This window comes from Methylosinus sp. Ce-a6, assembly GCF_009811655.1.
GTDB lineage: Bacteria > Pseudomonadota > Alphaproteobacteria > Rhizobiales > Beijerinckiaceae > Methylosinus.
In genome coordinates this window covers 160,157-182,425 of sequence record NZ_BGJX01000006.1, presented here as the reverse complement: position 1 = coordinate 182,425, position 22,269 = coordinate 160,157, and the positions used below count along the sequence as shown (strand labels likewise).

Here is a 22,269-nt window from a genome sequence, read left to right as displayed (position 1 = left end):
CAGAAAGTACCCCGAAACTCTCGGGAAAGCCGGGCATGCGCCCGCGACCTATCGACTCATTCCCCGGACAGCCGTGCGCGCAGCGGGGGAGGGTGAGGGAGGGGGCCTTCGGGTCTTCGGCTAGCTCCGTCGGAGAAACTCCTCGACCAGCGACGCGATCCGATCCGGCGCATCCTCGAGCGAATAATGTCCGACGCCCGGCAGCCGATGAATCGGCGCCGCCGGAAACAGCTCGGCGAAGAGCGGCAGGAAATGCTCGGCGCCCAGCGTGCGGTCCGCCTCTCCCCAGATCGCCATCGCCGGCGCGCGGCGGATCGCGCTCAGGGCGGCGGCGCCCGGCGTCTCGAAACGATGCGCGCCGATGGCGACGCCCTTCGCCCAGCCGATGGCGCCGAGACAATCCTCCGGCCGCGCGAAATGCGCCGCATAGGCGGAGATCCAGGCGTCGTCGATGATCGCATCGTTCTCGAAGCCGTTCAGCTTCAGCACGCTCAGAATATTGAAGCCGAGCTGGCCCAGAACGCTGTCGAGACTCCCATCCGCTTCGGCTTTCGCCACCCATTGAAACCAGGGCGATCGGGCGAAGTTGGCGGCCAGCCGCTCGAGCAGATCCGCCTGGCCGAAGGGCGTCGGACCGTTGATCGAGATCAGCCGGCGGATGCGGTCGGGGCGCCTCGCGGCGAGCCCCATGCCGACGGGGCCGCCGAAATCATGCAGCACCAGCGTGATGGCGCGCAGGTCGAGCGCATCCACGAAGCGCACGAGATTGTCGATGTGGTCCTGCAGCCAATAGCTGCGCTCGGGCGGCGTCGCGCTCTTGCCGAAGCCCATATGGTCGGGCGCGACGAGACGGCGCGTCGTCGCCAATGTCGCGATGAGGCGCCGAAAGAGATAGCCCCAGGTCGGCTCGCCGTGAAGGCAGAGAATGAGCTCGCCGTCGCGCGGCCCCTCGTCGACGTAATGCATTCGAAAGCCGGCGGCCTCGGTGAAGTGGGCCTCGAATGGGAAATCGCCGCCGAAAGTCTCGTCCGCTCGAATCATCGCGGCGTCCCTCCAATCGAGAGCCGATGGGTTTCCAGCGCCAGCGCGCGCCGGTAGGAGACGAGGATATTGTCGCGCTCGGGCGGCGCGCCGGTCGCGAGGCGCTCGATCCATTCGGGCGTTGCGAGGACGGCGGCGAAGCCGGATTGCAGCACCACGCTCACGACGCGGTGAACCTCCTCGGCCGAAGCGTCGCCGGCGCTGTTGGCGTAAGGGATCGAACCGGCGGCGTCCGACAGGAATTCGACCGCAAAGCCGGAATGCACGGCCTGGATGATCGTCGAGAGCACGCAATTATGCGTCATGAAACCCACGATCGTCAGCGTATCGATCGCCTCGGCCCGAAGCCATTGCTCGAGGTCCGTTCCCACGAAGGCGCTCGCCAGCGTCTTTTCGACGAGATGATCGCGCGGCCGGACAGCGACATCGGGATGCAGCGCCCCGCCCTCGCCGTCCGCGGCGAAGATGGGACTGCCCGGCGGCGCGATATGCCGAACCACGACGGTCCGCAGCCCGCGGCTCGCCGCCGCGTCCATCGCGCGGAGAATATTCGCCAGGCTGTCGCGAAACGGCGGATGCCGGATCGCGAGGCCGCCGCCGTCGTAATCCTTCTGGACGTCGACGACGAGAAGCGCGCGGCGAGCCGCCGCATCAGAAGCGATCGAAGACAATCGCATGTCCTTTCGAAAAGCCGCTCGCGGAGCGCGAAGCGCATCGTGATCGAAGCATAGGCCGCGCGCCGATGGCCGAAATTGGCCTTATTGACATTGTTCGATCGAATCGGGACATTCGACTCGACGCGGAAAACGCATGGAGGACGCATGGCCGATCCGATCGTCGCCGTCGTCGCCTATGACGGCGTCAGCCTCTTTCATCTTTCGGTTCCCTGTCTCGTCTTCGGCGAGGACCACCGGGCGCTCGGCCTGCCGCATTTCGATTTCCGCATCTGCGCGCTGGAGGGGCGTGAGATGCGAACAGAAACGGGGTTGACGCTGACGGCGCCGCATGGGCTCGGCGGGCTCGACGACGCCGACGTCGTGATTGTTCCGAGCTGGGACGATCTGGACCGGCCGCCGCCCCCTCCGCTGGTCGTGGCGCTGCGGCGGGCGCATGAGCGCGGCGCCTTGCTCGTCGGCCTCTGTCTCGGCGCCTTCGCGCTGGCGGGGGCCGGCCTGCTGGCGGGCCGTCGCGCGACGACGCATTGGGCCTATGCCGACAAGCTCCGCGCTCTCCATCCGGATGTCGTCGTCGAGCCGGAGGTGCTCTATGTCGACAATAGCGATATCGTCACTTCCGCGGGCGTCGCGGCCGGGCTCGACTGCTGCCTGCACATCGTCCGCGCGCGTTACGGCGCGGACGCCGCCCTGCGCCTCGCACGGCGTGTCGTGCTCTCGCCGCACCGGCAGGGCGGCCAAGCGCAATTCATCGAGCGTCCGGTCGCGAAGACGCCCGAAGCCGATCGTTTCGCGCGCGCGCTCGACAAGGTTCGCGCCACGCTGAACGAAGCCCATACGCTCGATCGCGTCGCCGAGGATGCGGGTTTGACGAGACGGACCTTCACGCGCCGTTTCCGCAAGACGACCGGGATGAGCTTTGGCGACTGGCTGCTCGACCGGCGCGTCGAAGAAGCGCAGAGACTGCTGGAAACGACGGAGGATTCGATCGACTCGATCGCCTATCGGGCGGGCTTCGGCGCGGCCGTCTCGCTGCGCCGGCGCTTCGCCGCCAAGCTCGGCCTCGCGCCGACCGCCTATCGACGCGCTTTTTTCACCTGCGAACAAAAAGCGCCGTCGTGCTAAACGACACGCGTCCGATAGAGAACGAAAGCCCGACTTGACCGCCCTTCCTCCCCTCGCGCTCACCCAAGGCGACCCCTCCGGCATCGGCCCCGAGCTCACGCTGAAGGCCTGGGCCGCGCGCGAGGCGCGGGCGCTGCCGCCCTTCTTCGTTCTCGCCGACCCGGCGCAGCTCGCCCGCACGGCCGCCGCGCTCGGGCTCGAGGTCGCGCTGCGCGAGGTCCGGCCGGAGGCGGCGGCGGCTGTTTTCGATGCGGCGCTTCCGGTCGTCCCGCTCGGCCTGTCGGTTTGCGGCGTTCCCGGCGCGCCCGACCCCGCCGACGCCGCGGCGACGATCCGCTCGATCGAACGCGCCGTCGAGCTCGTGGTCGCCGGCGAGGCGCGGGCGGTCGTCACCAATCCGATCGCCAAAAATGTGCTCTATGCGACGGGCTTCGCGCATCCGGGCCATACGGAATTTCTCGCGGCGCTGGCCGAGCGGCGCTTCGGCAGGCCTTTCCGTCCGGTGATGATGCTCTATGCGGAAGAGCTCGCCGTCGTTCCGGCGACGATCCATGTCGCGCTCGCGGAAGTTCCGCGCCTCGTCACCCGCGCGCTGCTCGTCGAGACGGGCGTGATCGTCGCCGCCGATCTTGCCGCCCGCTTCGGCCTCGCTTCGCCGCGCCTCGCCTTCGCCGGCCTCAATCCGCACGCCGGCGAGAGCGGCGCCATGGGACGCGAGGAGATCGACATCATCGCCCCCGCCGTCGCCGAGCTGCGCGCGCGAGGGATCGACGCGAGCGGCCCGCATCCGGCCGATACGATGTTCCACGCCGCCGCCCGCGCCCGCTATGACGTCGCCATTTGCCCGACCCACGACCAGGCGCTGATCCCGATCAAGACGCTCGCCTTCGATCGCGGCGTCAATGTCACTCTGGGCCTGCCTTTCGTGCGCACGTCGCCGGATCACGGCACGGCTTTCGACATAGCCGGCAAGGGCGTCGCCGAGGCGACGAGCCTCATCGAGGCGATCCGCCTCGCCGACCGCATGACGGCGCGATGATCGACGATCTGCCGCCATTGCGCGAGGTGGTCGCGCGCCATGGGCTGATGGCCAGCAAGGCGCTGGGTCAGAATTTCCTCTTCGACCTCAATCTCACCGCTCGCATCGCCCGCGCTGCCGGGCCGCTCGAGGGCGCGACCGTGGTCGAGATCGGCCCCGGCCCCGGCGGCCTCACCCGCGCGCTGCTCGCGGAGGGGGCCTCCCGCGTCATCGCCGTCGAGCGTGACGCCCGCTGCATTCCGGCGTTGCGCGAGATCGAGGCGCGCTATCAGGGTCGGCTCGTCATAATGGAGGGCGACGCGCTCGCGTGCGATCCGGCCGAACTCGCGCGTCTGCATGGGCTCGGCGGGCCGGCGCGCATTTGCGCCAATCTCCCCTACAATATCGCCACGGAGCTGCTGGCGCGCTGGATCGAGGCCGAGCCCTGGCCCTCCGTCTTCGACCGCTATGTGCTGATGTTCCAGCGCGAGGTCGCCGAGCGCATCGTCGCGACGCCGGCGCAGCGCGCCGATTACGGCCGGCTCGCCGTGCTCTGCGGCTGGCGGACGCGCGCGCGGATTCTCTTCGACCTCTCGCCGGCCGCTTTCACGCCGCCGCCCAAGGTGGTCTCCTCCGTGGTGGAGCTCGTCCCCGATCCGTCGCCGCTCCCCTGCGACGCGAAGCTCCTGTCGCAGGTGACGAAAGCCGCCTTCGGCCAGAGGCGCAAAATGCTGCGCCAGAGCCTGAAGGCCCTGCCGATCCGCGGCCTGGACGTCGCCGCTCTGCTCGCGCGGGCGGGCATAGAGGAGACGCGCCGGGCCGAGGAGATCGACATCGGCGGATTCGTCGCATTGGCGCAGGCTCTGGCCGTCCTATCTCGAATCCGCGGCGCGCTTTGAACGAGGAGCGGCAGAAATGGCGAAATTCTATTTTGCGGCGGTGGAGACCGAAGACGGCCTTCGCGCCGAGCTCAAGATCGCGACCCCCTATTCGCTGGCGGCGGATGTCTTCGACCCGAGCGAGAGCTTCGCCGATTACGAGGCGAAGCTCGACGGCGCGCTGCGCGAGCTGGAGCGCACGCGCGACGAGGCGCGGGCTTGGTTTTCCAAACATGCGGGCGGCGAGGCCGCCGCGCGCTGACCGGCGCGGCGCCGCCCCCCCCCGATCTAGCTAGAGTCTTTCCATGTTTCATCGAACGTGGAAAGACGCTCGGCTTTTGTTTCGACGTCATTGCGAGCGAAGCGAAGCAATCCAGCGCCGTGGGGCGGCTGAAGGATTGCTTCGTCGCTCCGCTCCGGCCATGCGGAATGCGAAGCATTCCGACGGAAACCGTATGAGCCGAGCCTCCTGTTCGGGCGTGAGGGCGATCGCCCAATCGCGCCGTCGGAGGAAGGCCGAATTTTTGCTTGGCGGCCCCGCCGGACTCGATTATAAGCAGGCGATACGTGGCGCGCGGCCTGTGGCCCCGCGCCGCGACTGTTTTGGGGCGCGCCGCGACTGATCCGCAGTCCGCGATCCTCGGCTCGGTGAAAACATCTCGGCTCGGTGAAGCATGGCCAATCCGTTTCAGTTCCTGCAAGAAGTGCGCTCGGAAGCGAGCAAGGTCGCCTGGCCGACGCGCCGCGAGACCTTGATCACCTCGGGCCTCGTGGTCCTCATGGTGCTGGCGGCGAGCATTTTCTTCGTCGTCGTCGATCAGGGACTGCGACTAGCCGTCGGCCTGCTGCTGAGGATCGGCCAGTAAGGCCTTATGGACGCGCCTGCGCGCCGATCGTCGAGAGCGAGAATTTTGGAGCTTGTCGCGCCGTGAGCATGCGCTGGTATATCGTCCACGCCTATTCGAACTTCGAGAAGAAGGTCGCCGACTCGATTCGCGAGGGCGCCGCGCAGCGAAATCTCTCCGATCAATTCGAGGAGATTCTCGTGCCGACCGAGCAGGTCGTCGAGGTGCGCCGCGGCCGCAAGGTGAGCTCCGAGCGCAAATTCTTTCCCGGCTATGTGTTGGTGAAATGCGAGCTCACCGACCCGGTGTTCTCGCTCATCAAGAACACGCCGAAAGTGACCGGCTTCCTCGGGGCCGATAACAAGCCGATGCCGATCAGCGAGGCGGAGGCGATGCGCATCAAGGGCCAGGTGGCCGAGGGCGTCGAGCGCCCGAAGCCGTCGATCTCCTTCGAGATCGGCGAGACCGTTCGCGTCGCCGACGGCCCCTTCGCCTCCTTCAACGGCGTGGTGGAGGAGGTCGACGACTCCCGCTCGCGGCTCAAAGTGGCCGTGTCCATCTTCGGCCGGCCGACGCCGGTCGAGCTCGAGTTCGCGCAGGTGGAGAAGGTTTGACGGATCGCAGGCGAGCCTGAAAGCTCGCGGTCCGATGAGGTGAATCCCCTCTCCCGCTCGCGGGAGAGGGTGGCCCGGCGTAAGCCGGGTCGGGTGAGGGCGTTTCGAGAACCCTCATCCGTCGCGCATACGCGCGACACCTTCTCCCGCAAGCGGGAGAAGGAGAGAGCGTGGCGGACGCGCCCTTGTCGCCAGGGGAGCACGCGTCGGACCACGAACTGCAACCGGCGGCTCGGGGCGCGGAAGCGTTCCGATACCGCTCAACGTTGGAGATGAGACATGGCGAAGAAAATCGCCGGCTACATCAAGCTGCAAGTGCCGGCAGGGGCGGCCAATCCCTCGCCGCCGATCGGTCCCGCGCTCGGCCAGCGCGGCCTCAACATCATGGAGTTCTGCAAGGCGTTCAACGCCAAGACGGGACAGATGGAGAAGGGGACGCCGATCCCCGTCATCATCACCGCCTATCAGGACCGCTCCTTCACCTTCGAGCTGAAGCAGCCGCCGGTCTCCTATTTTCTGAAGAAGGCGGCGGGCGTTCAGTCCGGCTCCAAGACGACGGGCCGCGGCTTCGTCGGCAAGGTCACGCGCGCGCAGATCCGCGAGATCGCCGAGAAGAAGATGGCCGACCTCAACACGACGTCGGTCGATTCCGCCGCGTCGATGATCGAGGGGTCCGCCCGTTCCATCGGCCTCGAAGTGGTGGGGTGAGACCATGGCCCATATCGGAAAACGCATCGCCAAGGCCCGCCAGGGCGTCGAGCGCACCAAGCTCTATCCGGTCGACGAGGCGATCCAGCTGGTTCGCGCCAACGCCACCGCCAAATTCGACGAGTCGGTCGAGATCTCCATGAATCTCGGCGTCGACCCCAAGCACGCCGATCAGATGGTGCGCGGCGTGGTCAATCTGCCGAACGGCACCGGCCGCACGCTGCGCGTCGCGGTTTTCGCCCGCGGCCCCAAGGCCGATGAGGCGAAGGCCGCCGGCGCCGACATCGTCGGCGCGGAGGACCTCGTCACTATCGTCCAGGGCGGCACGATCGAATTCGATCGCTGCATCGCCACGCCCGAGCTGATGCCGCTCGTCGGCCGTCTCGGCAAGGTGCTCGGCCCGCGCGGCCTGATGCCGAACCCCAAGGTCGGCACGGTGACGATGGATGTCGCGGCGGCGGTGAAGGCCTCCAAGGGCGGCGCCGTCGAGTTCCGCGTCGAGAAGGCCGGCATTGTGCAAGGCACGGTGGGCAAGGCCTCCTTCGAGGAGGGCAAGCTCGTCGAGAATATCCGCGCCTTCGTGGACGCGGTGGCCAAGGCCAAGCCCGCTGGCGCCAAGGGCACCTATATTCAGCGCGTCGCGCTGAGCTCCACCCAGGGGCCCGGCGTGAAGGTGGATGTCGCGACGCTCGGCGCGACGCAGGCCTGATTCGAGCCGGCGGCTGCCGGCTGACCGACCGCGGGGCGTGAGAAACCCTTCTCGCGCCCCGTTTTTTCCGCCGGGTTTCGACGATCATTCCAATCAATAATCAACTGTGCTTTTCGTGTTAATCTTTCTCGATATATCTGTCGCGAATCGGGAGCGCCGGCAACTCGTCGATTTTTCAGAAAGTCGCTTGAATGTGCAGCGAGAATGGCGCGGGACGACGCGCCGGATTCAGGGCGGAGTCGGATCGGGGGCGCCGATTCGTCCATGAGCGCCTCCGCAGGGCTCTGGGCCATACGCTCGTCGCCCTCATCGTCGCAGGCGGTTTTGCGAAGCTGGCCTATATAGAGATCGTCGAGGCGCTTCGGCGCGGGTCGAGCGAGTTCGAGCGAGGGCGTCGCAGACCCCCGGCTGAGCCGGCGGCCTGAAAATTCCGCTTGGCAAAAGCGTCAGCCCTCGCTAAATTAGGTCCCTCGGGGTCGGCCAGCGTTCGCGGCCCCGTTTTCAGATAACAGCTTCCGTCGAGCTCGTTTCCCCATAGCGCGGGAAAAGAGGGAGGCGGTGGATAGGCCGGCGGACCCGGGGAAGATTCCTCGCGTCCCGTCCGGCCATGTCCTGTCCGAGACTGCCGGCGCCCGACCGCGGATCATTCCGAGGGAGGGCTCAATCGGCTCGCTGGACGGCGGAGCCCTCCGCCCCCGACGAGCGGCCTGCATAGACGGGGAAGACCGGAATTGTAGGGCCGGCGTGGCGCTTTTCAAAGCCCGCGCGCGGTCTTTCGAATTTGGTTGGCGCCCCTCTGATCCGAGGCGAGGCCATTTCGGCCTTAACGCCGAGGGGACAGGATCTACGGCGCCGCCGTTCTCGCCGCTCTCCGCGGCGGTGCGGCGGCTCATCGCAACGGCGGGGTTCGCCCCGCTCGAGGAGAGAGCAACCGTGGACAGAGCGGAGAAAAAGCAAGCCGTCGCGGCGCTGAACGAGGTCTTCTCGAAGGCCCCGGTCGTCGTCGTGGCGCATTACTCTGGCCTGACCGTCGCCCAGATGCAGAAGCTGCGCAAGCAGGCTCGCGAATCTGGCGCGACCGTTCAAGTCGCCAAGAACCGCCTCGCCAAAATCGCTCTCGACGGCACGAGCGTCGCCTCCATCGGCTCCCTTCTGAGGGGGCCGACCCTGATCGCCTATTCGGACGATCCGGTGGCGGCGCCCAAGGTCGCAGCGGCCTTCGCCAAGGATCACGACAAATTCGTCATCCTGGGCGGGGCGCTCGGCGCTCAAGCGCTCGACCCGGACGGTGTGAAGTCGCTCGCGACTCTCCCGTCGCTCGACGAACTGCGCGCGAAGCTCGTGGGCCTCATCCAGGCGCCCGCGACCAAGCTCGCGCAGCTCACGACCGCTCCGGCCGGAAAGCTGGCGCGTGTGGTCCAGGCCTATGCCGACAGAGACGCGAACGCGGCCTAAAGAGCAGGCGGCTCGCTCACCCAACCAATCGAGAACCGAATTCGAAGGACTGAAACATCATGGCTAATCTCGAAAAGATCGTCGAAGAGCTGTCGAGCCTGACCGTGCTCGAAGCCGCCGAGCTGGCGAAGCTCCTCGAGGAGAAGTGGGGCGTCTCGGCCGCTGCGGCCGTCGCAGTGGCCGCCGCTCCGGGCGGAGCCGCCGCCGCCGCCGCTCCGGTCGAGGAGAAGACTGAGTTCAACGTCATCCTGGCCGCCGCCGGCGACAAGAAGATCGAGGTCATCAAGGAGGTCCGCGCGATCACCGGCCTCGGCCTCAAGGAGGCCAAGGACCTCGTCGAGGGCGCTCCCAAGCCGGTCAAGGAAGGCGCCTCCAAGGAAGAGGCCGAGAAGATCAAGGCCACCCTCGAGAAGGTCGGCGCCAAGGTCGAGCTCAAGTAAGATTTCAATCGCCCCTCTCCCGCCACGGCGGGAGAGGGTTTTCGGCACTGACGAGGAGCGAATGGCGAATAGCGAATAGCGAGTAGAGGTTCCCGCTATTCGCTATTCGCAACTCGCTATTCGCTCTACCAAAGAGGATCGAGAGGCGACATGGCTCAGACTTCGGCGCAAACCTTCTCCGGTCGCAAGCGTGTCCGCAAGTTCTTCGGACATATCCGCGAAGCCGCGGAGATGCCCAATCTGATCGAAGTTCAGAAAGCCTCCTACGACCAGTTCCTGCTCGTCGGCGAGCCTCAGGGCGGGCGCCCCGACGAGGGTCTGCAGTCGGTCTTCAAATCCGTCTTCCCGATCTCCGATTTCTCCCAGGTCGCTCTGCTCGAATTCGTCCGCTACGAGTTCGAGCCGCCGAAATATGACGTCGACGAGTGCCGCCAGCGCGGCATGACCTTCGCCGCGCCGCTGAAGGTGACGCTGCGCCTCATCGTGTTCGACGTCGATCCCGACACGCAGGCGAAGTCGGTCAAGGACATCAAGGAGCAGGACGTCTATATGGGCGACATGCCCTTCATGACGGCGAACGGCACCTTCATCGTCAATGGCACGGAACGCGTCATCGTCTCGCAGATGCACCGCTCGCCGGGCGTCTTCTTCGACCATGACAAGGGCAAGAGCCATTCTTCCGGCAAGCTCTTGTTCGCCGCCCGCATCATTCCCTATCGTGGCTCCTGGCTCGACATCGAATTCGACGCCAAGGACATCGTCTATGCGCGCATCGACCGCCGGCGTAAAATTCCGGCGACGTCGCTGCTCTTTGCGCTCGGCATGGACGGCGAGGAAATTCTCTCCACTTTCTACAAGACCATCGTCTACAAGGCTGCCGGCGACAGCTGGCGCCAGCCTTTCGACCCGGAGCGGCTGAAGGGCGTGAAGGCGGTCAACGACATCGTCGACGCCGATTCCGGCGAGGTGATCGTCGAGGCCGGCAAGAAGCTCACCGCCCGCGCCGCCCGCCAGCTCGCCGAAAAAGGCGTGAAGGCGATCAAGGTTCAGTCCGAGGACCTCTATGGGCAGTTTCTCGCCCAGGATCTCTATGATCCCTCGACAGGCGAAATCTTCGCCGAGGCCGGCGACGAGATCACGGTGAAGACGCTGCCGCTGCTCATCGAGAAGGGCTTCGACGAGCTGCCCGTGCTCGACATCGACCATATCAACATCGGCCCCTATATCCGCAACACGCTGGCGATCGACAAAAACTCCTCGCGCGAGGACGCGCTGTTCGACATCTATCGCGTCATGCGTCCGGGCGAGCCGCCGACGATGGATACGGCGGAGGCGATGTTCTATTCGCTGTTCTTCGATCCCGAGCGCTACGACCTCTCGGCCGTCGGCCGCGTGAAGATGAACATGCGCCTCGACCTCGACGCGCCCGACACGATGCGCGTGCTGCGCAAGGAGGACATCGTCGCCGTGGTGCGCGCGCTCGTCGATCTGCGCGACGGCCGCGGCGAGATCGACGATATCGACCATCTCGGCAACCGCCGCGTGCGCAGCGTGGGCGAGCTGATGGAGAACCAATATCGTCTCGGCCTCCTGCGCATGGAGCGCGCCATCAAGGAGCGCATGTCCTCGGTCGACATCGACACGGTGATGCCGCAGGACCTCATCAACGCCAAGCCGGCGGCGGCGGCGGTGCGCGAGTTCTTCGGCTCCTCGCAGCTCTCGCAATTCATGGACCAGACCAATCCGCTGTCGGAGATCACCCATAAGCGTCGTCTCTCGGCGCTGGGTCCGGGCGGTCTGACGCGCGAGCGCGCCGGCTTCGAGGTGCGCGACGTGCATCCGACGCATTACGGCCGCATCTGCCCGATCGAGACGCCGGAAGGTCCGAACATCGGCCTCATCAACTCGCTGGCGACCTTCGCGCGCGTGAACAAATACGGCTTCATCGAAGGTCCGTATCGCCGCGTGCGCGACGGCAAGGTGACGAGCGAGGTCGCCTATCTCTCCGCCATGGAGGAGCAGAAATATCACGTCGCCCAGGCCAACGCCCCGGTCGACGCGGAAGGCAATCTCACCGAGGATCTGGTGCTTTGTCGTCACGCCGGCGACGTCGTGCTGGTCCCGCGCGAGCGCGTCGACGCCATGGATGTGTCGCCAAAGCAGCTCGTCTCGGTCGCCGCGGCGCTCATTCCCTTCTTGGAGAATGACGACGCCAACCGCGCGCTGATGGGCTCCAACATGCAGCGCCAGGCGGTGCCTCTGGTGAAGGCCGACGCGCCGCTCGTCGGCACGGGCATGGAGCCGATCGTCGCCGCCGACTCCGGCGCCGCCATCGCCGCGCGCCGCGCCGGCGTCGTCGATCAGATCGACGCGACGCGTATCGTCATTCGCGCGACGGAGGAGCAGGACCCGACGAAGCCCGGCGTCGACATCTACCGCCTGATGAAGTTCCAGCGCTCCAACCAGTCGACCTGCATCAATCAAAAGCCGCTGGTGAAGGTCGGCGACTATGTGAAGAAGGGCGACATCATCGCCGACGGTCCCTCGACCGACCTCGGCGATCTGGCGCTCGGGCGCAATGTGCTCGTCGCCTTCATGCCCTGGAACGGCTACAACTTCGAGGACTCGATCCTTCTCAACGAGCGCATCGTCAAGGACGACGTCTTCACCTCGATCCATATCGACGAATTCGAGGTGATGGCGCGCGACACCAAGCTCGGCCCGGAGGAGATCACCCGCGATATTCCCAACGTCTCGGAAGAGACGCTGAAGAATCTCGACGAGGCCGGCATCGTCTATATCGGCGCGGAAGTGCAGGCGGGCGACATTCTCGTCGGCAAGATCACGCCCAAGGGCGAGAGCCCGATGACGCCGGAAGAAAAGCTGCTGCGCGCCATCTTCGGCGAGAAGGCCTCGGATGTGCGCGACACCTCCCTGCGCGTGCCGCCGGGCGTGCAGGGCACGATCGTCGAAGTGCGCGTGTTCAACCGCCATGGCGTCGAGAAGGACGAGCGCGCCCAGGCGATCGAGCGCGAGGAGATCGAGCGTCTCGCCAAGGACCGCGACGACGAGCTCGCCATCCTCGACCGCAACACCTACGCCCGCCTTTTCGAGATGCTGGTCGGCAAGGTCGCGATCGCGGGGCCGAAGAGCTTCAAGAAGGATCAGCCGCTCAGCCAAGCGATCCTCGACGAATATCCGCGCTCGCAGTGGTGGACCTTCGTCGTCGAGGACGATGTGCTGATGGCCGGCATCGAGGCCGTGCGCAAGCAATATGACGAGTCGAAGAAGGGTCTCGAGAACCGCTTCCTCGACAAGGTCGAGAAGCTGCAGCGCGGCGACGAGCTGCCGCCCGGCGTGATGAAGATGGTCAAGGTCTTCGTCGCGGTGAAGCGCAAGATCCAGCCCGGCGACAAAATGGCCGGCCGCCACGGCAACAAGGGCGTGGTCTCGCGCATCGTGCCGCAGGAGGACATGCCCTTCCTCGAGGACGGGCAGCCGGTCGATATCGTGCTGAACCCGCTCGGCGTGCCGAGCCGCATGAATGTCGGCCAGATTCTCGAGACGCATCTGGGCTGGGCCTGCGCCGGCCTCGGCAAGCAGGTGGGCGCCGCGGTCGACGCCTATATGCGCAGCAAGGATACGAAGCCGCTCAAGGAGAAGCTCGTCGAGATCTATGGGCCGAACGAGTCGCTCGAATCTCTCGACGAGCCGACGCTCGTCGAGGTCGGCAAGAATCTGCGCCGCGGCGTGCCGATCGCGACGCCGGTCTTCGACGGCGCGCGCGAGAAGGACATCGTCGACATGCTGACGCGGGCGGGGCTCGCCTCCTCCGGTCAGGTGACGCTCTATGACGGGCGCACCGGCGAGGCCTTCGACCGCAAGGTGACGGTCGGCTACATCTATATGCTGAAGCTGCATCATTTGGTCGACGACAAGATCCATGCGCGCTCGATCGGCCCCTATTCGCTGGTCACGCAGCAGCCTCTGGGCGGCAAGGCCCAGTTCGGCGGACAGCGTTTCGGCGAGATGGAGGTGTGGGCGCTCGAGGCCTATGGCGCGGCCTATACGCTGCAGGAGATGCTGACCGTGAAATCGGACGACGTCGCCGGCCGCACCAAGGTCTATGAGTCGATCGTGCGCGGCGACGACACTTTCGAGTCGGGCATTCCGGAGAGCTTCAACGTGCTCATCAAGGAGATGCGCTCGCTGGCGCTCAATGTCGAGCTCACCTCGGCGACGCCGGAAGAGGACGAGGAGTCTCCGCCCGCGGAAACCACCACCGCCGAGGCGGCGGAATAAAGCCGCCGCTCTTCCTTCTCCCGCAGGGCGGGAGAAGGTGGCCCTCGCGTCAGCGAGGGTCGGATGAGGGCCGGCGCCACTTGCGCGAGCCTGAAAAGGACCCTCACCCGACCCGGCTCCGCCGGGCCACCTCTCCCGCAAGCGGGAGAGGGGTGCGCACCGAAGTTTATGGGCGCGACGGACAGAGATGGCGAGCACAGCGCTATCCGTCCTGCGTCTCTAGGAGAAGACCATGAATCAGCAAGAGGTCATGAATCTCTTCAATCCGGTCGTCCAGCCGCAGGCGTTCGACCAGATTCAGATTTCGATCGCGAGCCCCGAGAAAATCCTCTCCTGGTCGTTCGGCGAGATCAAGAAGCCGGAGACGATCAACTACCGCACCTTCAAGCCGGAGCGCGACGGTCTGTTCTGCGCGCGCATCTTCGGGCCCATCAAGGATTACGAGTGCTTGTGCGGCAAGTACAAGCGCATGAAATACAAGGGCGTCATCTGCGAGAAATGCGGCGTCGAGGTCACGCTGGCGCGCGTGCGGCGCGACCGCATGGGCCATATCTCGCTCGCCGCCCCCGTCGCCCACATCTGGTTCCTGAAGTCGCTGCCCTCGCGCATCGGCCTTCTGCTCGACATGACGCTGAAGGACCTCGAGCGCATCCTCTATTTCGAGAGCTATATCGTCATCGATCCGGGCCTCACGCCCTTGAAGGAGCGTCAGCTCCTCACCGAGGACGAATATCTGCGCGCCCAGGACGAATACGGGCAGGATCACTTCACGGCGATGATCGGCGCCGAGGCGATCCGCAAGATCCTCGAGTCGATGGACCTCGAGGGGATCGCCGCGCGGCTGCGCCAGGAGATCGCCGAGGCGACGACCGAGCTCAAGCCCAAGAAGCTCGCCAAGCGCCTGAAGATCATCGAGGCCTTCATCCAGTCCGGCAACCGCCCCGAATGGATGATCCTGAAGGAAGTCCCCGTCATTCCGCCGGATCTGCGCCCGCTGGTCCCGCTCGACGGCGGCCGCTTCGCGACCTCCGACCTCAATGATCTCTATCGCCGCGTCATCAACCGCAACAATCGTCTGAAGCGGCTGATCGAGCTGCGCGCGCCGGACATCATCATCCGCAACGAGAAGCGCATGTTGCAGGAGGCCGTCGACGCGCTGTTCGACAATGGCCGCCGCGGCCGCGTCATCACCGGCGCCAATAAGAGACCTTTGAAGTCGCTCGCCGACATGCTGAAGGGCAAGCAGGGCCGCTTCCGCCAGAATCTGCTCGGCAAGCGCGTCGACTATTCCGGCCGCTCCGTCATCGTCGTCGGCCCGGAGCTCAAGCTGCATCAATGCGGCCTGCCGAAGAAGATGGCGCTCGAGCTGTTCAAGCCCTTCATCTATTCGCGTCTCGACGCGAAGGGCCACTCCGCCACGGTGAAGCAGGCCAAGAAGCTGGTCGAGAAGGAGAAGCCGGAGGTCTGGGACATCCTCGACGAGGTGATCCGCGAGCATCCGGTGCTGCTCAATCGCGCCCCGACGCTGCACCGCCTCGGCATTCAGGCCTTCGAGCCGGTGCTGATCGAGGGCAAGGCGATCCAGCTGCATCCGCTCGTCTGCGCGGCCTTCAACGCCGACTTCGACGGCGACCAGATGGCCGTGCACGTGCCGCTGTCGCTCGAGGCCCAGCTCGAGGCGCGCGTGCTGATGATGTCGACGAACAACATTCTGCATCCGGCCAATGGTCAGCCGATCATCGTGCCGTCGCAGGACATCGTTCTCGGCCTCTATTATCTCTCGCTCGAGCGCGACGGCGAGCCCGGCCAGGGCATGGTCTTCGCGGATCAGGGCGAGATCGAACATGCGCTCGCCGCCAAGGCGATCACGCTGCAGACCAAGATCAAGGGCCGCGCCTGGACCTATGACGACAAGGGCGATCGCGTGTCGAAGATCTTCGACACGACGCCCGGCCGTCTGATCCTCGGCCAGCTCTTGCCGCGCAATCCGAAGATTCCCTTCGACGCAGCCAACAAGCTGATGACGAAGAAGGAAATCTCCAACATGATCGACACCGTCTACCGCAACTGCGGTCAGAAGGAGACGGTCATCTTCTGCGACCGCATCATGGCGCTCGGCTTCCGCGAGGCGTTCAAGGCGGGCATCTCCTTCGGCAAGGACGACATGGTCGTGCCGGAGACGAAGGAGCGCATCATCACCGAGACGCGCAACGCGACCAAGGAATATGAGCAGCAGTACAACGACGGCCTCATCACCCAGGGCGAGAAATACAACAAGGTCGTCGACGCCTGGATGAAATGCTCGGAGAAGCTCGCCGAGGAGATGATGGCGCGCATCTCGGCCGTCCGCAAGGACGAGCACGGCCGCGATCTGCCGATCAACTCGATCTATATGATGTCCCACTCGGGCGCGCGCGGCTCGCCCGCGCAGATGAAGCAGCTCGCGGCGATGCGCGGCCTCATGACCAAGCCCTCGGGCGAGATCATCGAGACCCCGATCATCTCGAACTTCAAAGAGGGCCTCACCGTTCTCGAATACTTCAACTCGACCCACGGCTCGCGCAAGGGCCTGTCGGACACGGCGTTGAAGACCGCGAACTCTGGCTATCTCACGCGTCGTCTCGTCGACGTCGCGCAGGATTCGATCATCACCACCACCGACTGCGGCTCCGAGAAGGGCATCCGCATGCGGGCGATCATCGACGCCGGTCAGGTCGTCGCCTCGCTCGCCTCGCGCATTCTCGGCCGCACGGCGGCGGAGGATCTGCGCGATCAGGAGGGCAGGGTCATCGTGCCGAATGGCGAGATGATCCAGGAGTGGCATATCGAGCCTATCAACGCCGCCGGCATTCAGGAGGTGAAGATCCGCTCGGTCTTGACCTGCGAGGCCAAGAACGGCGTCTGCGCCAAATGCTACGGGCGCGATCTCGCCCGCGGCACGCCCGTCAACATGGGCGAGGCGGTGGGCGTCATCGCGGCGCAGTCGATCGGCGAGCCGGGCACGCAGCTCACCATGCGCACCTTCCACATCGGCGGCGCGGCGCAGCTCGCGGACCAGTCCTTCATCGAGTCGAATTTCGAAGGCTCGGTCCATATCCGCAACCGCCATGTGGCGCGCAACTCGGATGGCGATCTCATCGTCATGGCGCGCAATGTCGCCGCGGTGATCGTCGGGCCGGACGGCGTCGAGCGCGCCGTCAACCGCATCCAATACGGCGCCAAGCTGAAGGTCGACGAGGGCGACAAGATCAAGCGCGGCGACCGCATCGCGGAATGGGACCCCTATACGCGTCCCATCGTCAGCGAGGTGGACGGCGCCATTGGTTTCGAGGATCTCGTCGAAGGCCAGTCGGTGTCGGAGACGGCGGACGAATCGACCGGCATCACCAAGCGCGTCGTCATGGACTGGCGTCTCAACACGCGTTCGGCGAGCTTGAAGCCGGCGATCGTCATCAAGGGCGCCGACGGAAAGGTGGCGAAGCTCCAGCGCGGCGGCGACGCACGCTACACGCTGCCGGTCGATTCGATCATCGCGGTCGAGCCCGGCGGGCAGATCAAGGCGGGCGACATTGTCGCGCGTATTTCCGTGGAGAGCGCCAAGACGCGCGACATCACCGGCGGTCTGCCGCGCGTCGCCGAGCTCTTCGAGGCGCGCCGTCCGAAGGATCATGCGATCATCGCCGAGGTCTCCGGCACGGTGCAGTTCGGCCGCGACTATAAGAACAAGCAGCGCGTCTCCATCGTCCCGCACGAGGAGGGCGCGGAGCCGGTCGAATATCTGATCCCCAAGGGCAAGCACATCCATCTCCAGGACGGCGACGTCGTGGAGAAGGGCGACTATATCGTCGACGGCAATCCGGCGCCGCACGACATTCTGGCGATCAAGGGCGTGGAGGAGCTCGCCGCCTACCTCGTCAACGAGATCCAGGAGGTCTACCGGCTGCAGGGCGTCAACATCAACGACAAGCACATCGAGGTGATCGTGCGTCAGATGTTGCAGAAGGTCGATATCGTCGATGCGGGCGACACCGGCTTCCTCGATGGCGAGCAGGTCGATCTCACCGAGCTCGAGGAGGCGAACGCCAAGGCGCTCGAGGAGGGCAAGAAGCCGGCGCATGGCACGCCTGTGCTGCTCGGCATCACCAAGGCCTCGCTGCAGACGCGCTCCTTCTTCTCGGCGGCCTCCTTCCAGGAGACCACGCGCGTGCTCACCGAGGCGGCCGTCAACGGCAAGGTCGATCCGCTCGTCGGCCTGAAGGAGAATGTGATCGTCGGCCGGCTCATCCCGGCGGGCACGGGCGCCGCCATGTCGAAGTTCCGTGGCATCGCCTCCGGCCGCGACGATCTCATCATCACCCAGCGCGCCGCCGAAGCCGAGACGCGCCCGACGACGCCGCGCCTGCCGCCCGCCGCGGCGGAATGAGGGGCTCGCTCGGGGATGGCAGCGCGGGACGATGTCCGCCCGCGCCCGCCATCGCGAGCGCAGCGACGCGATCCCGAGCCATGGAGCGGCCCCCGGATCGCGTCGTCGCTCCGCTCGTCGCTATGTGACGCCGCGGCAGAATCCCCCGCCCGTCGTCAGGAGCATCGAGCTCGCCGCGATGAAAGGGACCGAGGCCGCCGCACGCCATCCGGGCCAGCGGCCATGCGCTCAGAGCTAGAACGCTCGCCTTCAGGGGCCGTCCACATATGACGATCCTTCGAAAAGGAACCGGTCAGCCGGGCGCGCGCGTCAATCCCCAGAGCGCGAAGGTTCGAAGCGCGGCGTCCACGAGCTTGCCGGTGTCGTCGCGCGCCGATGCGCTCTCGGACATTGCGCGGACGAGCTCGTCGACGCTTCGCGTTCCGTCGAGAAGATCGAGGAAACGGCGCGTGTCGTCGCCCTCGAGCTGCACTTGCGAATGGCGATAGCTCGTCACCGAGCCGAGGCCGAGCCGCGCCTGGGCGCGCGCCAGCGGATTGGCGAAGGGCTTGTCGCCGCAGTCGCGGCCGACGGGAAAAGGCTCCGTCGCCAGCCGCGCCATATTGCCCACATAGAGCCGCAGCAGCGCCGCGCGGGCAGGCGCCTCAGCGGCGATCTCGTCTATGGCGAGCGCGCGCGGATAGGCCTCGCCGAGCCGCCGCATCGCCGCGCCGAAAGCGGGATCGCGCGTCGAGACCTCGCCCTGGCGCGCGGTCTTGAAGGCGAATTCGCCCTCGGCGACGCTCGCGTCGATAAAAGGCTCGAGCGGCGCCTCGAGATAGAGGCCGGCGAGACGCTCGGGCGAAAAGCGTCGCTCGAGCGGCGCGCCGGCGCGGCAGAACAGGCTGCGGCGAAAAAACCGCGTCTCGACGAAATCGAGCGTCTGCTCATAGGCGATCTGATCGCCGCCCGTGAGGGGCAGCGCCTTGCTCCACAGCTCGCTCTCGAACAGCGCATGTTCGACGAGCGAGGGATCATTGTCGCAGAGATAGTCGAGCCCCTGCGCGCGCGCCTTCGCGACGACGTCGCTAAAGAGCTGCGGATCGTAGATTTCGCCGAGCTCGTCATGAAAGATGAGCCCGTCCGGCCGGCCGAGAAAATCGCGCGCCTCGAGCTCCAGCGCCTTGCGAAAGGCGTTGTCGCTCGCCGACCATTGCTCGGCGTGGAAAGCCGCCGCCGCCCGCGCCGCGGCGATCTTGCGCTCGGGCTCCTCAATTCCGGCGACGGCGGAAAGCAGCATGTCGCGCACGCCCTGGCGCAAGCGGCATCCCGGCAGCGCATTATAGCTGATCATGGCGACGCCGCGCGGCGACAAGAGCCGCCCGCACAGCGCCATCAGCGCCTCTTGCACATCCTTCGGCGCCCAGGCGTAGACGCCATGCGCGACGATATAGTCGAAGGACTGCGGCTCCGCTTCGAAATTGCGCAGATCGACGCATTCGAGCCGCACATTGGCGACGCCCGCCGCCGCGATCAGCTCGCGGCCCGCGGCGACGGCGCGCTCTGAAAGATCGACGCCGACGAATTGCGCGCGCGGCGCGCCTATGGCCATGCTCGCGAGATTGACGCCGTCGCCGGCGCCGATCTCGAGCACGCGGCAATCCTCAAAGGGCGCGGCGGCGCGCCCCATCAATCGCGACAGGGCGCCGAGCTGCGTCGGATGCGTCCAATGGCGGACGGCGTAAGGATAGTCTTGCTCGTCATAGACATTGGTCATGTGAATGCTCGCAATCGAGGCGCTCGGGGCGACGATCGAACTTCGTTTCTTATGCGGCGATCCTCGATGAATTCGCACGCCGTGGCAAGGCGCTCGGCGATCGAGCGATATCGTTTTCGTGTGATCGCTTCGCTCGAAGAAGCGATGACCGCTCCGTCCGTCATTGGGAGCGAAGCAATCCAGCGCCGTGGGGCGGCTGAAGGATTGCTTCGTCGCCCCGCTCCTCCCATTGACGACCATGCGGAATGCGAAGCATTCACATAGAAACCGGTCGTCTCCACCTCCCCCTCGAGGGGGGAGATCGATCGCCGAAGGCGAGCGGGAAGGGGGCGCGCCGAGTCGCGGGCGTGACCCCACCCCGCCGCCGCGCGGCGACCCTCCCCCTGAAGGGGAGGGTGAGGCGTGCGCACTTCGAGGCGGCTCAGGCCGTCGCGAGCGGCGCCGGCCGAAACGACTCGGGCCGCGCGCGGCGCCATGCGGCGGCGAAACGCGCGTCCATCTCGCCGGCGAGAAAAGCGCCCGGCGCCGGAGCGGGATAGAGATCGGCGAAAGTCGCCGCCTCATGCGGGGAAATGCGGCGGCAGAAATGCTCCGGCTCGAATTGGCTCGGATGGTCGAGGCCGGCCGCGGCGGCGAGCTCGGCGAGGGCGATGAGCGTCGCGCGATGGAAATTGCGCACGCGCTCCGCCTTGTCCGGCGCCACGAGCGCACGGGCGCGCGTCGGATCCTGCGTGGCGACGCCGGTCGGGCAGCGATCCGTATGGCAGGACAGCGATTGAATGCAGCCGAGCGCGAACATGAAGCCGCGCGCGCTATTGCACCAATCCGCGCCGAGCGCGAGCGTCCGCGCCATGTCGAAGGCGGTGGCGATCTTGCCGGAAGCGCCGATGCGGATGGCGTCGCGCAGGCCGACGCCGATCAGCGCATGATGCACGAAAGCGAGGCCGTCGCGCATCGGCATGCCGATATGATCCATGAATTCGAGCGGCGCCGAGCCGGTGCCGCCCTCCTTGCCGTCGACGACGATGAAGTCGGGATGAAGGCCCGTCTCCAGCATCGCCTTGCAAATGGCGAGAAATTCCCAGGGCTGGCCGACGCAGAGCTTGAAGCCGACGGGCTTGCCGCCGGAGAGCGCGCGCAGCCGCGCCAGAAATTGCAAGAATTCGATCGGCGTCGAAAAGGCCGAATGCGCCGCCGGCGACACGCAATCCTCGCCCATCGGCACGCCGCGAATGCGCGCGATCTCCGCGCTCACTTTCGCCGCCGGCAACACGCCGCCATGGCCGGGCTTGGCGCCCTGGCTCAATTTCACCTCGATCATCTTGATCTGCTCATTGCCGGCGATCGTCGCGAATTTCTCCGGATCGAAAGCGCCCGCGAGCGTGCGGCAGCCGAAATAGCCGGAGGCGATCTGCCAGACGATGTCGCCGCCGCTCTCCGCGTGATAGGGGCTGAAGCCGCCCTCGCCCGTGTCCTGCGCGAACTCGCCCTTGCGCGCGCCGAGATTGAGCGCGCGAATGGCGGCGCCGCTCAAGGCGCCGAAGCTCATCGCCGAAATATTCAGCAGCGAAATGTCGTAAGGGCGCGCGCAGCCTGCGCCGACGCGCGTGCGGAAATGCTCGTGTGAGATGGGCCGCGCCGCTATGGAGTGGCGCAGCCATTCGAAGCCCTCCTCATAGACGTCGATCTCGGTGCCGAAAGGGCGCTTGTCTATGTTCATCTTGGCGCGCTGATAGACGACGGCGCGCTTGTCGCGGCTGAACGGGCGGCCGTCCTTATTGTCCTCGAAGAAATATTGCCGAAGCTCCGGCCGCACATTCTCGAGCAGAAAGCGCAGATGGGCGGAGATGGGATAAGAGCGCAAAATCGCATGTTCGCGCTGAAAGAGATCATGCGCGCCGAGCGTGGAGAGGGCGCCGAAGGCGAGCGTCGCGAGGAAGAAGGGGCTCGACCACTCGCCTTTCGCCGCGAAAGCGCAGGCGAGAAAGCCCGCGACGCAGAGCGTGAGCGCGACGAAGCGCGGCGTGAAAGAGAGAATGAGCAGGCGCAGCATGTCGAAATCTCCTCGCGCAATCTCCTCGCGCAATGTGACGCGCACGCCGCGCCTAGAGCGCCGATCGACGGCTTTTCTGCGGCGGCGGGACGAATGCTTCCTATTTCTTTTTACAACGCTCACGCTCTACGAGGCGGCGGGGCTCACCCTTTCCTTCACGGGGAGGGTCCGACGGTGAAACCGTCCGGGATGGGGTGAGCCCCCGAGTCTCGGGGCGTCACCCCTCCC

At 66.1% G+C, this 22,269-nt stretch carries 16 protein-coding genes; 12 read left to right on the top strand and 4 right to left on the bottom strand.

All coding sequences use genetic code 11. The features are described 5' to 3' along the window. Positions 1-120 precede the first annotated feature (120 nt). Together Mspo_RS06400 and Mspo_RS06395 are read right to left on the bottom strand one after the other, a co-directional pair. Positions 121-1,041: an alpha/beta fold hydrolase gene (locus Mspo_RS06400; protein ID WP_159727976.1), complete on the bottom strand. Its 921-nt coding sequence runs from the start codon at positions 1,039-1,041 to the stop codon at positions 121-123. Continuing rightward, a complete protein-coding gene (locus Mspo_RS06395) occupies positions 1,038-1,712 on the bottom strand; it encodes a cysteine hydrolase family protein (RefSeq protein WP_244613195.1) in 675 nt (224 codons plus the stop codon). The genes Mspo_RS06400 and Mspo_RS06395 overlap by 4 nt, the downstream gene beginning before the upstream one ends. 150 nt (positions 1,713-1,862) lie before the next feature. Between Mspo_RS06395 and Mspo_RS06390 the strand changes: the two genes are divergently transcribed. The 12 genes from Mspo_RS06390 to rpoC all read left to right on the top strand — a co-directional run bounded on the left by Mspo_RS06390 (position 1,863) and on the right by rpoC (position 18,232). Next, entirely contained in the window at positions 1,863-2,840 is a 978-nt protein-coding gene (locus Mspo_RS06390) for a helix-turn-helix domain-containing protein (protein ID WP_159727972.1), read from the top strand. 34 nt (positions 2,841-2,874) lie between these two features. After that, positions 2,875-3,879, top strand: coding sequence for a 4-hydroxythreonine-4-phosphate dehydrogenase PdxA (pdxA, locus tag Mspo_RS06385; protein WP_159727970.1), 1,005 nt, complete (start codon positions 2,875-2,877; stop codon positions 3,877-3,879). Continuing rightward, positions 3,876-4,757 carry a 16S rRNA (adenine(1518)-N(6)/adenine(1519)-N(6))-dimethyltransferase RsmA gene (gene rsmA / locus Mspo_RS06380; RefSeq protein ID WP_159727968.1) on the top strand — a complete coding sequence of 294 codons (882 nt, stop codon included), beginning with the start codon at positions 3,876-3,878 and terminating at the stop codon, positions 4,755-4,757. Before pdxA ends, rsmA begins: the two co-directional genes overlap by 4 nt. 16 nt (positions 4,758-4,773) lie before the next feature. Further along, positions 4,774-4,998 carry a hypothetical protein gene (locus Mspo_RS06375; RefSeq protein WP_159727966.1) on the top strand — a complete coding sequence of 75 codons (225 nt, stop codon included), beginning with the start codon at positions 4,774-4,776 and terminating at the stop codon, positions 4,996-4,998. 412 nt (positions 4,999-5,410) lie between these two features. After that, a complete protein-coding gene (secE, locus tag Mspo_RS06370) occupies positions 5,411-5,602 on the top strand; it encodes a preprotein translocase subunit SecE (RefSeq protein WP_159727964.1) in 192 nt (63 codons plus the stop codon). A gap of 62 nt (positions 5,603-5,664) precedes the next feature. Continuing rightward, complete coding sequence (nusG, locus tag Mspo_RS06365; RefSeq protein WP_159727962.1) at positions 5,665-6,195, top strand: transcription termination/antitermination protein NusG; 531 nt, start codon at positions 5,665-5,667, stop codon at positions 6,193-6,195. 279 nt (positions 6,196-6,474) lie between these two features. After that, on the top strand, positions 6,475-6,903 hold the full coding sequence (gene rplK / locus Mspo_RS06360) for a 50S ribosomal protein L11 (RefSeq protein WP_159727960.1): 429 nt from the start codon (positions 6,475-6,477) through the stop codon (positions 6,901-6,903). A gap of 4 nt (positions 6,904-6,907) precedes the next feature. Beyond that, positions 6,908-7,612, top strand: a complete 705-nt coding sequence (rplA, locus tag Mspo_RS06355) for a 50S ribosomal protein L1 (RefSeq protein ID WP_159727958.1) — start codon at positions 6,908-6,910, stop codon at positions 7,610-7,612. Between the two features lie 933 nt (positions 7,613-8,545). Further along, positions 8,546-9,067, top strand: a complete 522-nt coding sequence (gene rplJ, locus Mspo_RS06350) for a 50S ribosomal protein L10 (protein ID WP_159727956.1) — start codon at positions 8,546-8,548, stop codon at positions 9,065-9,067. Between the two features lie 59 nt (positions 9,068-9,126). After that, positions 9,127-9,507 carry a 50S ribosomal protein L7/L12 gene (gene rplL / locus Mspo_RS06345; protein WP_159727954.1) on the top strand — a complete coding sequence of 127 codons (381 nt, stop codon included), beginning with the start codon at positions 9,127-9,129 and terminating at the stop codon, positions 9,505-9,507. 150 nt (positions 9,508-9,657) lie between these two features. Next, positions 9,658-13,809 carry a DNA-directed RNA polymerase subunit beta gene (rpoB, locus tag Mspo_RS06340; protein ID WP_159727952.1) on the top strand — a complete coding sequence of 1,384 codons (4,152 nt, stop codon included), beginning with the start codon at positions 9,658-9,660 and terminating at the stop codon, positions 13,807-13,809. A 232-nt stretch (positions 13,810-14,041) separates the two neighbouring features. Then, on the top strand, positions 14,042-18,232 hold the full coding sequence (gene rpoC, locus Mspo_RS06335; RefSeq protein WP_159727950.1) for a DNA-directed RNA polymerase subunit beta': 4,191 nt from the start codon (positions 14,042-14,044) through the stop codon (positions 18,230-18,232). Positions 18,233-18,524: 292 nt separating this feature from the next. Here the strand turns inward: rpoC and Mspo_RS06330 are convergent, their stop codons facing one another. Beyond that, positions 18,525-19,988 carry a methyltransferase domain-containing protein gene (locus Mspo_RS06330; RefSeq protein WP_159727948.1) on the bottom strand — a complete coding sequence of 488 codons (1,464 nt, stop codon included), beginning with the start codon at positions 19,986-19,988 and terminating at the stop codon, positions 18,525-18,527. A 421-nt stretch (positions 19,989-20,409) separates the two neighbouring features. Continuing rightward, positions 20,410-22,041 carry an FMN-binding glutamate synthase family protein gene (locus tag Mspo_RS06325; protein WP_159727946.1) on the bottom strand — a complete coding sequence of 544 codons (1,632 nt, stop codon included), beginning with the start codon at positions 22,039-22,041 and terminating at the stop codon, positions 20,410-20,412. Between the last annotated feature and the right edge of the window lie 228 nt (positions 22,042-22,269).

Bases quoted from the DNA above. Each gene is read 5' to 3' on its own strand.
- Mspo_RS06400 (WP_159727976.1), bottom strand. From the start codon at position 1,041: ATGATTCGAGCGGACGAGACTTTCGGCGGCGATTTCCCATTCGAGGCC.
- Mspo_RS06390 (WP_159727972.1), top strand. From the start codon at position 1,863: ATGGCCGATCCGATCGTCGCCGTCGTCGCCTATGACGGCGTCAGCCTC.
- rsmA (WP_159727968.1), top strand. From the start codon at position 3,876: ATGATCGACGATCTGCCGCCATTGCGCGAGGTGGTCGCGCGCCATGGG.
- Mspo_RS06375 (WP_159727966.1), top strand. From the start codon at position 4,774: ATGGCGAAATTCTATTTTGCGGCGGTGGAGACCGAAGACGGCCTTCGC.
- secE (WP_159727964.1), top strand. From the start codon at position 5,411: ATGGCCAATCCGTTTCAGTTCCTGCAAGAAGTGCGCTCGGAAGCGAGC.
- rplK (WP_159727960.1), top strand. From the start codon at position 6,475: ATGGCGAAGAAAATCGCCGGCTACATCAAGCTGCAAGTGCCGGCAGGG.
- rplA (WP_159727958.1), top strand. From the start codon at position 6,908: ATGGCCCATATCGGAAAACGCATCGCCAAGGCCCGCCAGGGCGTCGAG.
- rplL (WP_159727954.1), top strand. From the start codon at position 9,127: ATGGCTAATCTCGAAAAGATCGTCGAAGAGCTGTCGAGCCTGACCGTG.
- rpoB (WP_159727952.1), top strand. From the start codon at position 9,658: ATGGCTCAGACTTCGGCGCAAACCTTCTCCGGTCGCAAGCGTGTCCGC.
- rpoC (WP_159727950.1), top strand. From the start codon at position 14,042: ATGAATCAGCAAGAGGTCATGAATCTCTTCAATCCGGTCGTCCAGCCG.
- Mspo_RS06330 (WP_159727948.1), bottom strand. From the start codon at position 19,988: ATGACCAATGTCTATGACGAGCAAGACTATCCTTACGCCGTCCGCCAT.
- Mspo_RS06325 (WP_159727946.1), bottom strand. From the start codon at position 22,041: ATGCTGCGCCTGCTCATTCTCTCTTTCACGCCGCGCTTCGTCGCGCTC.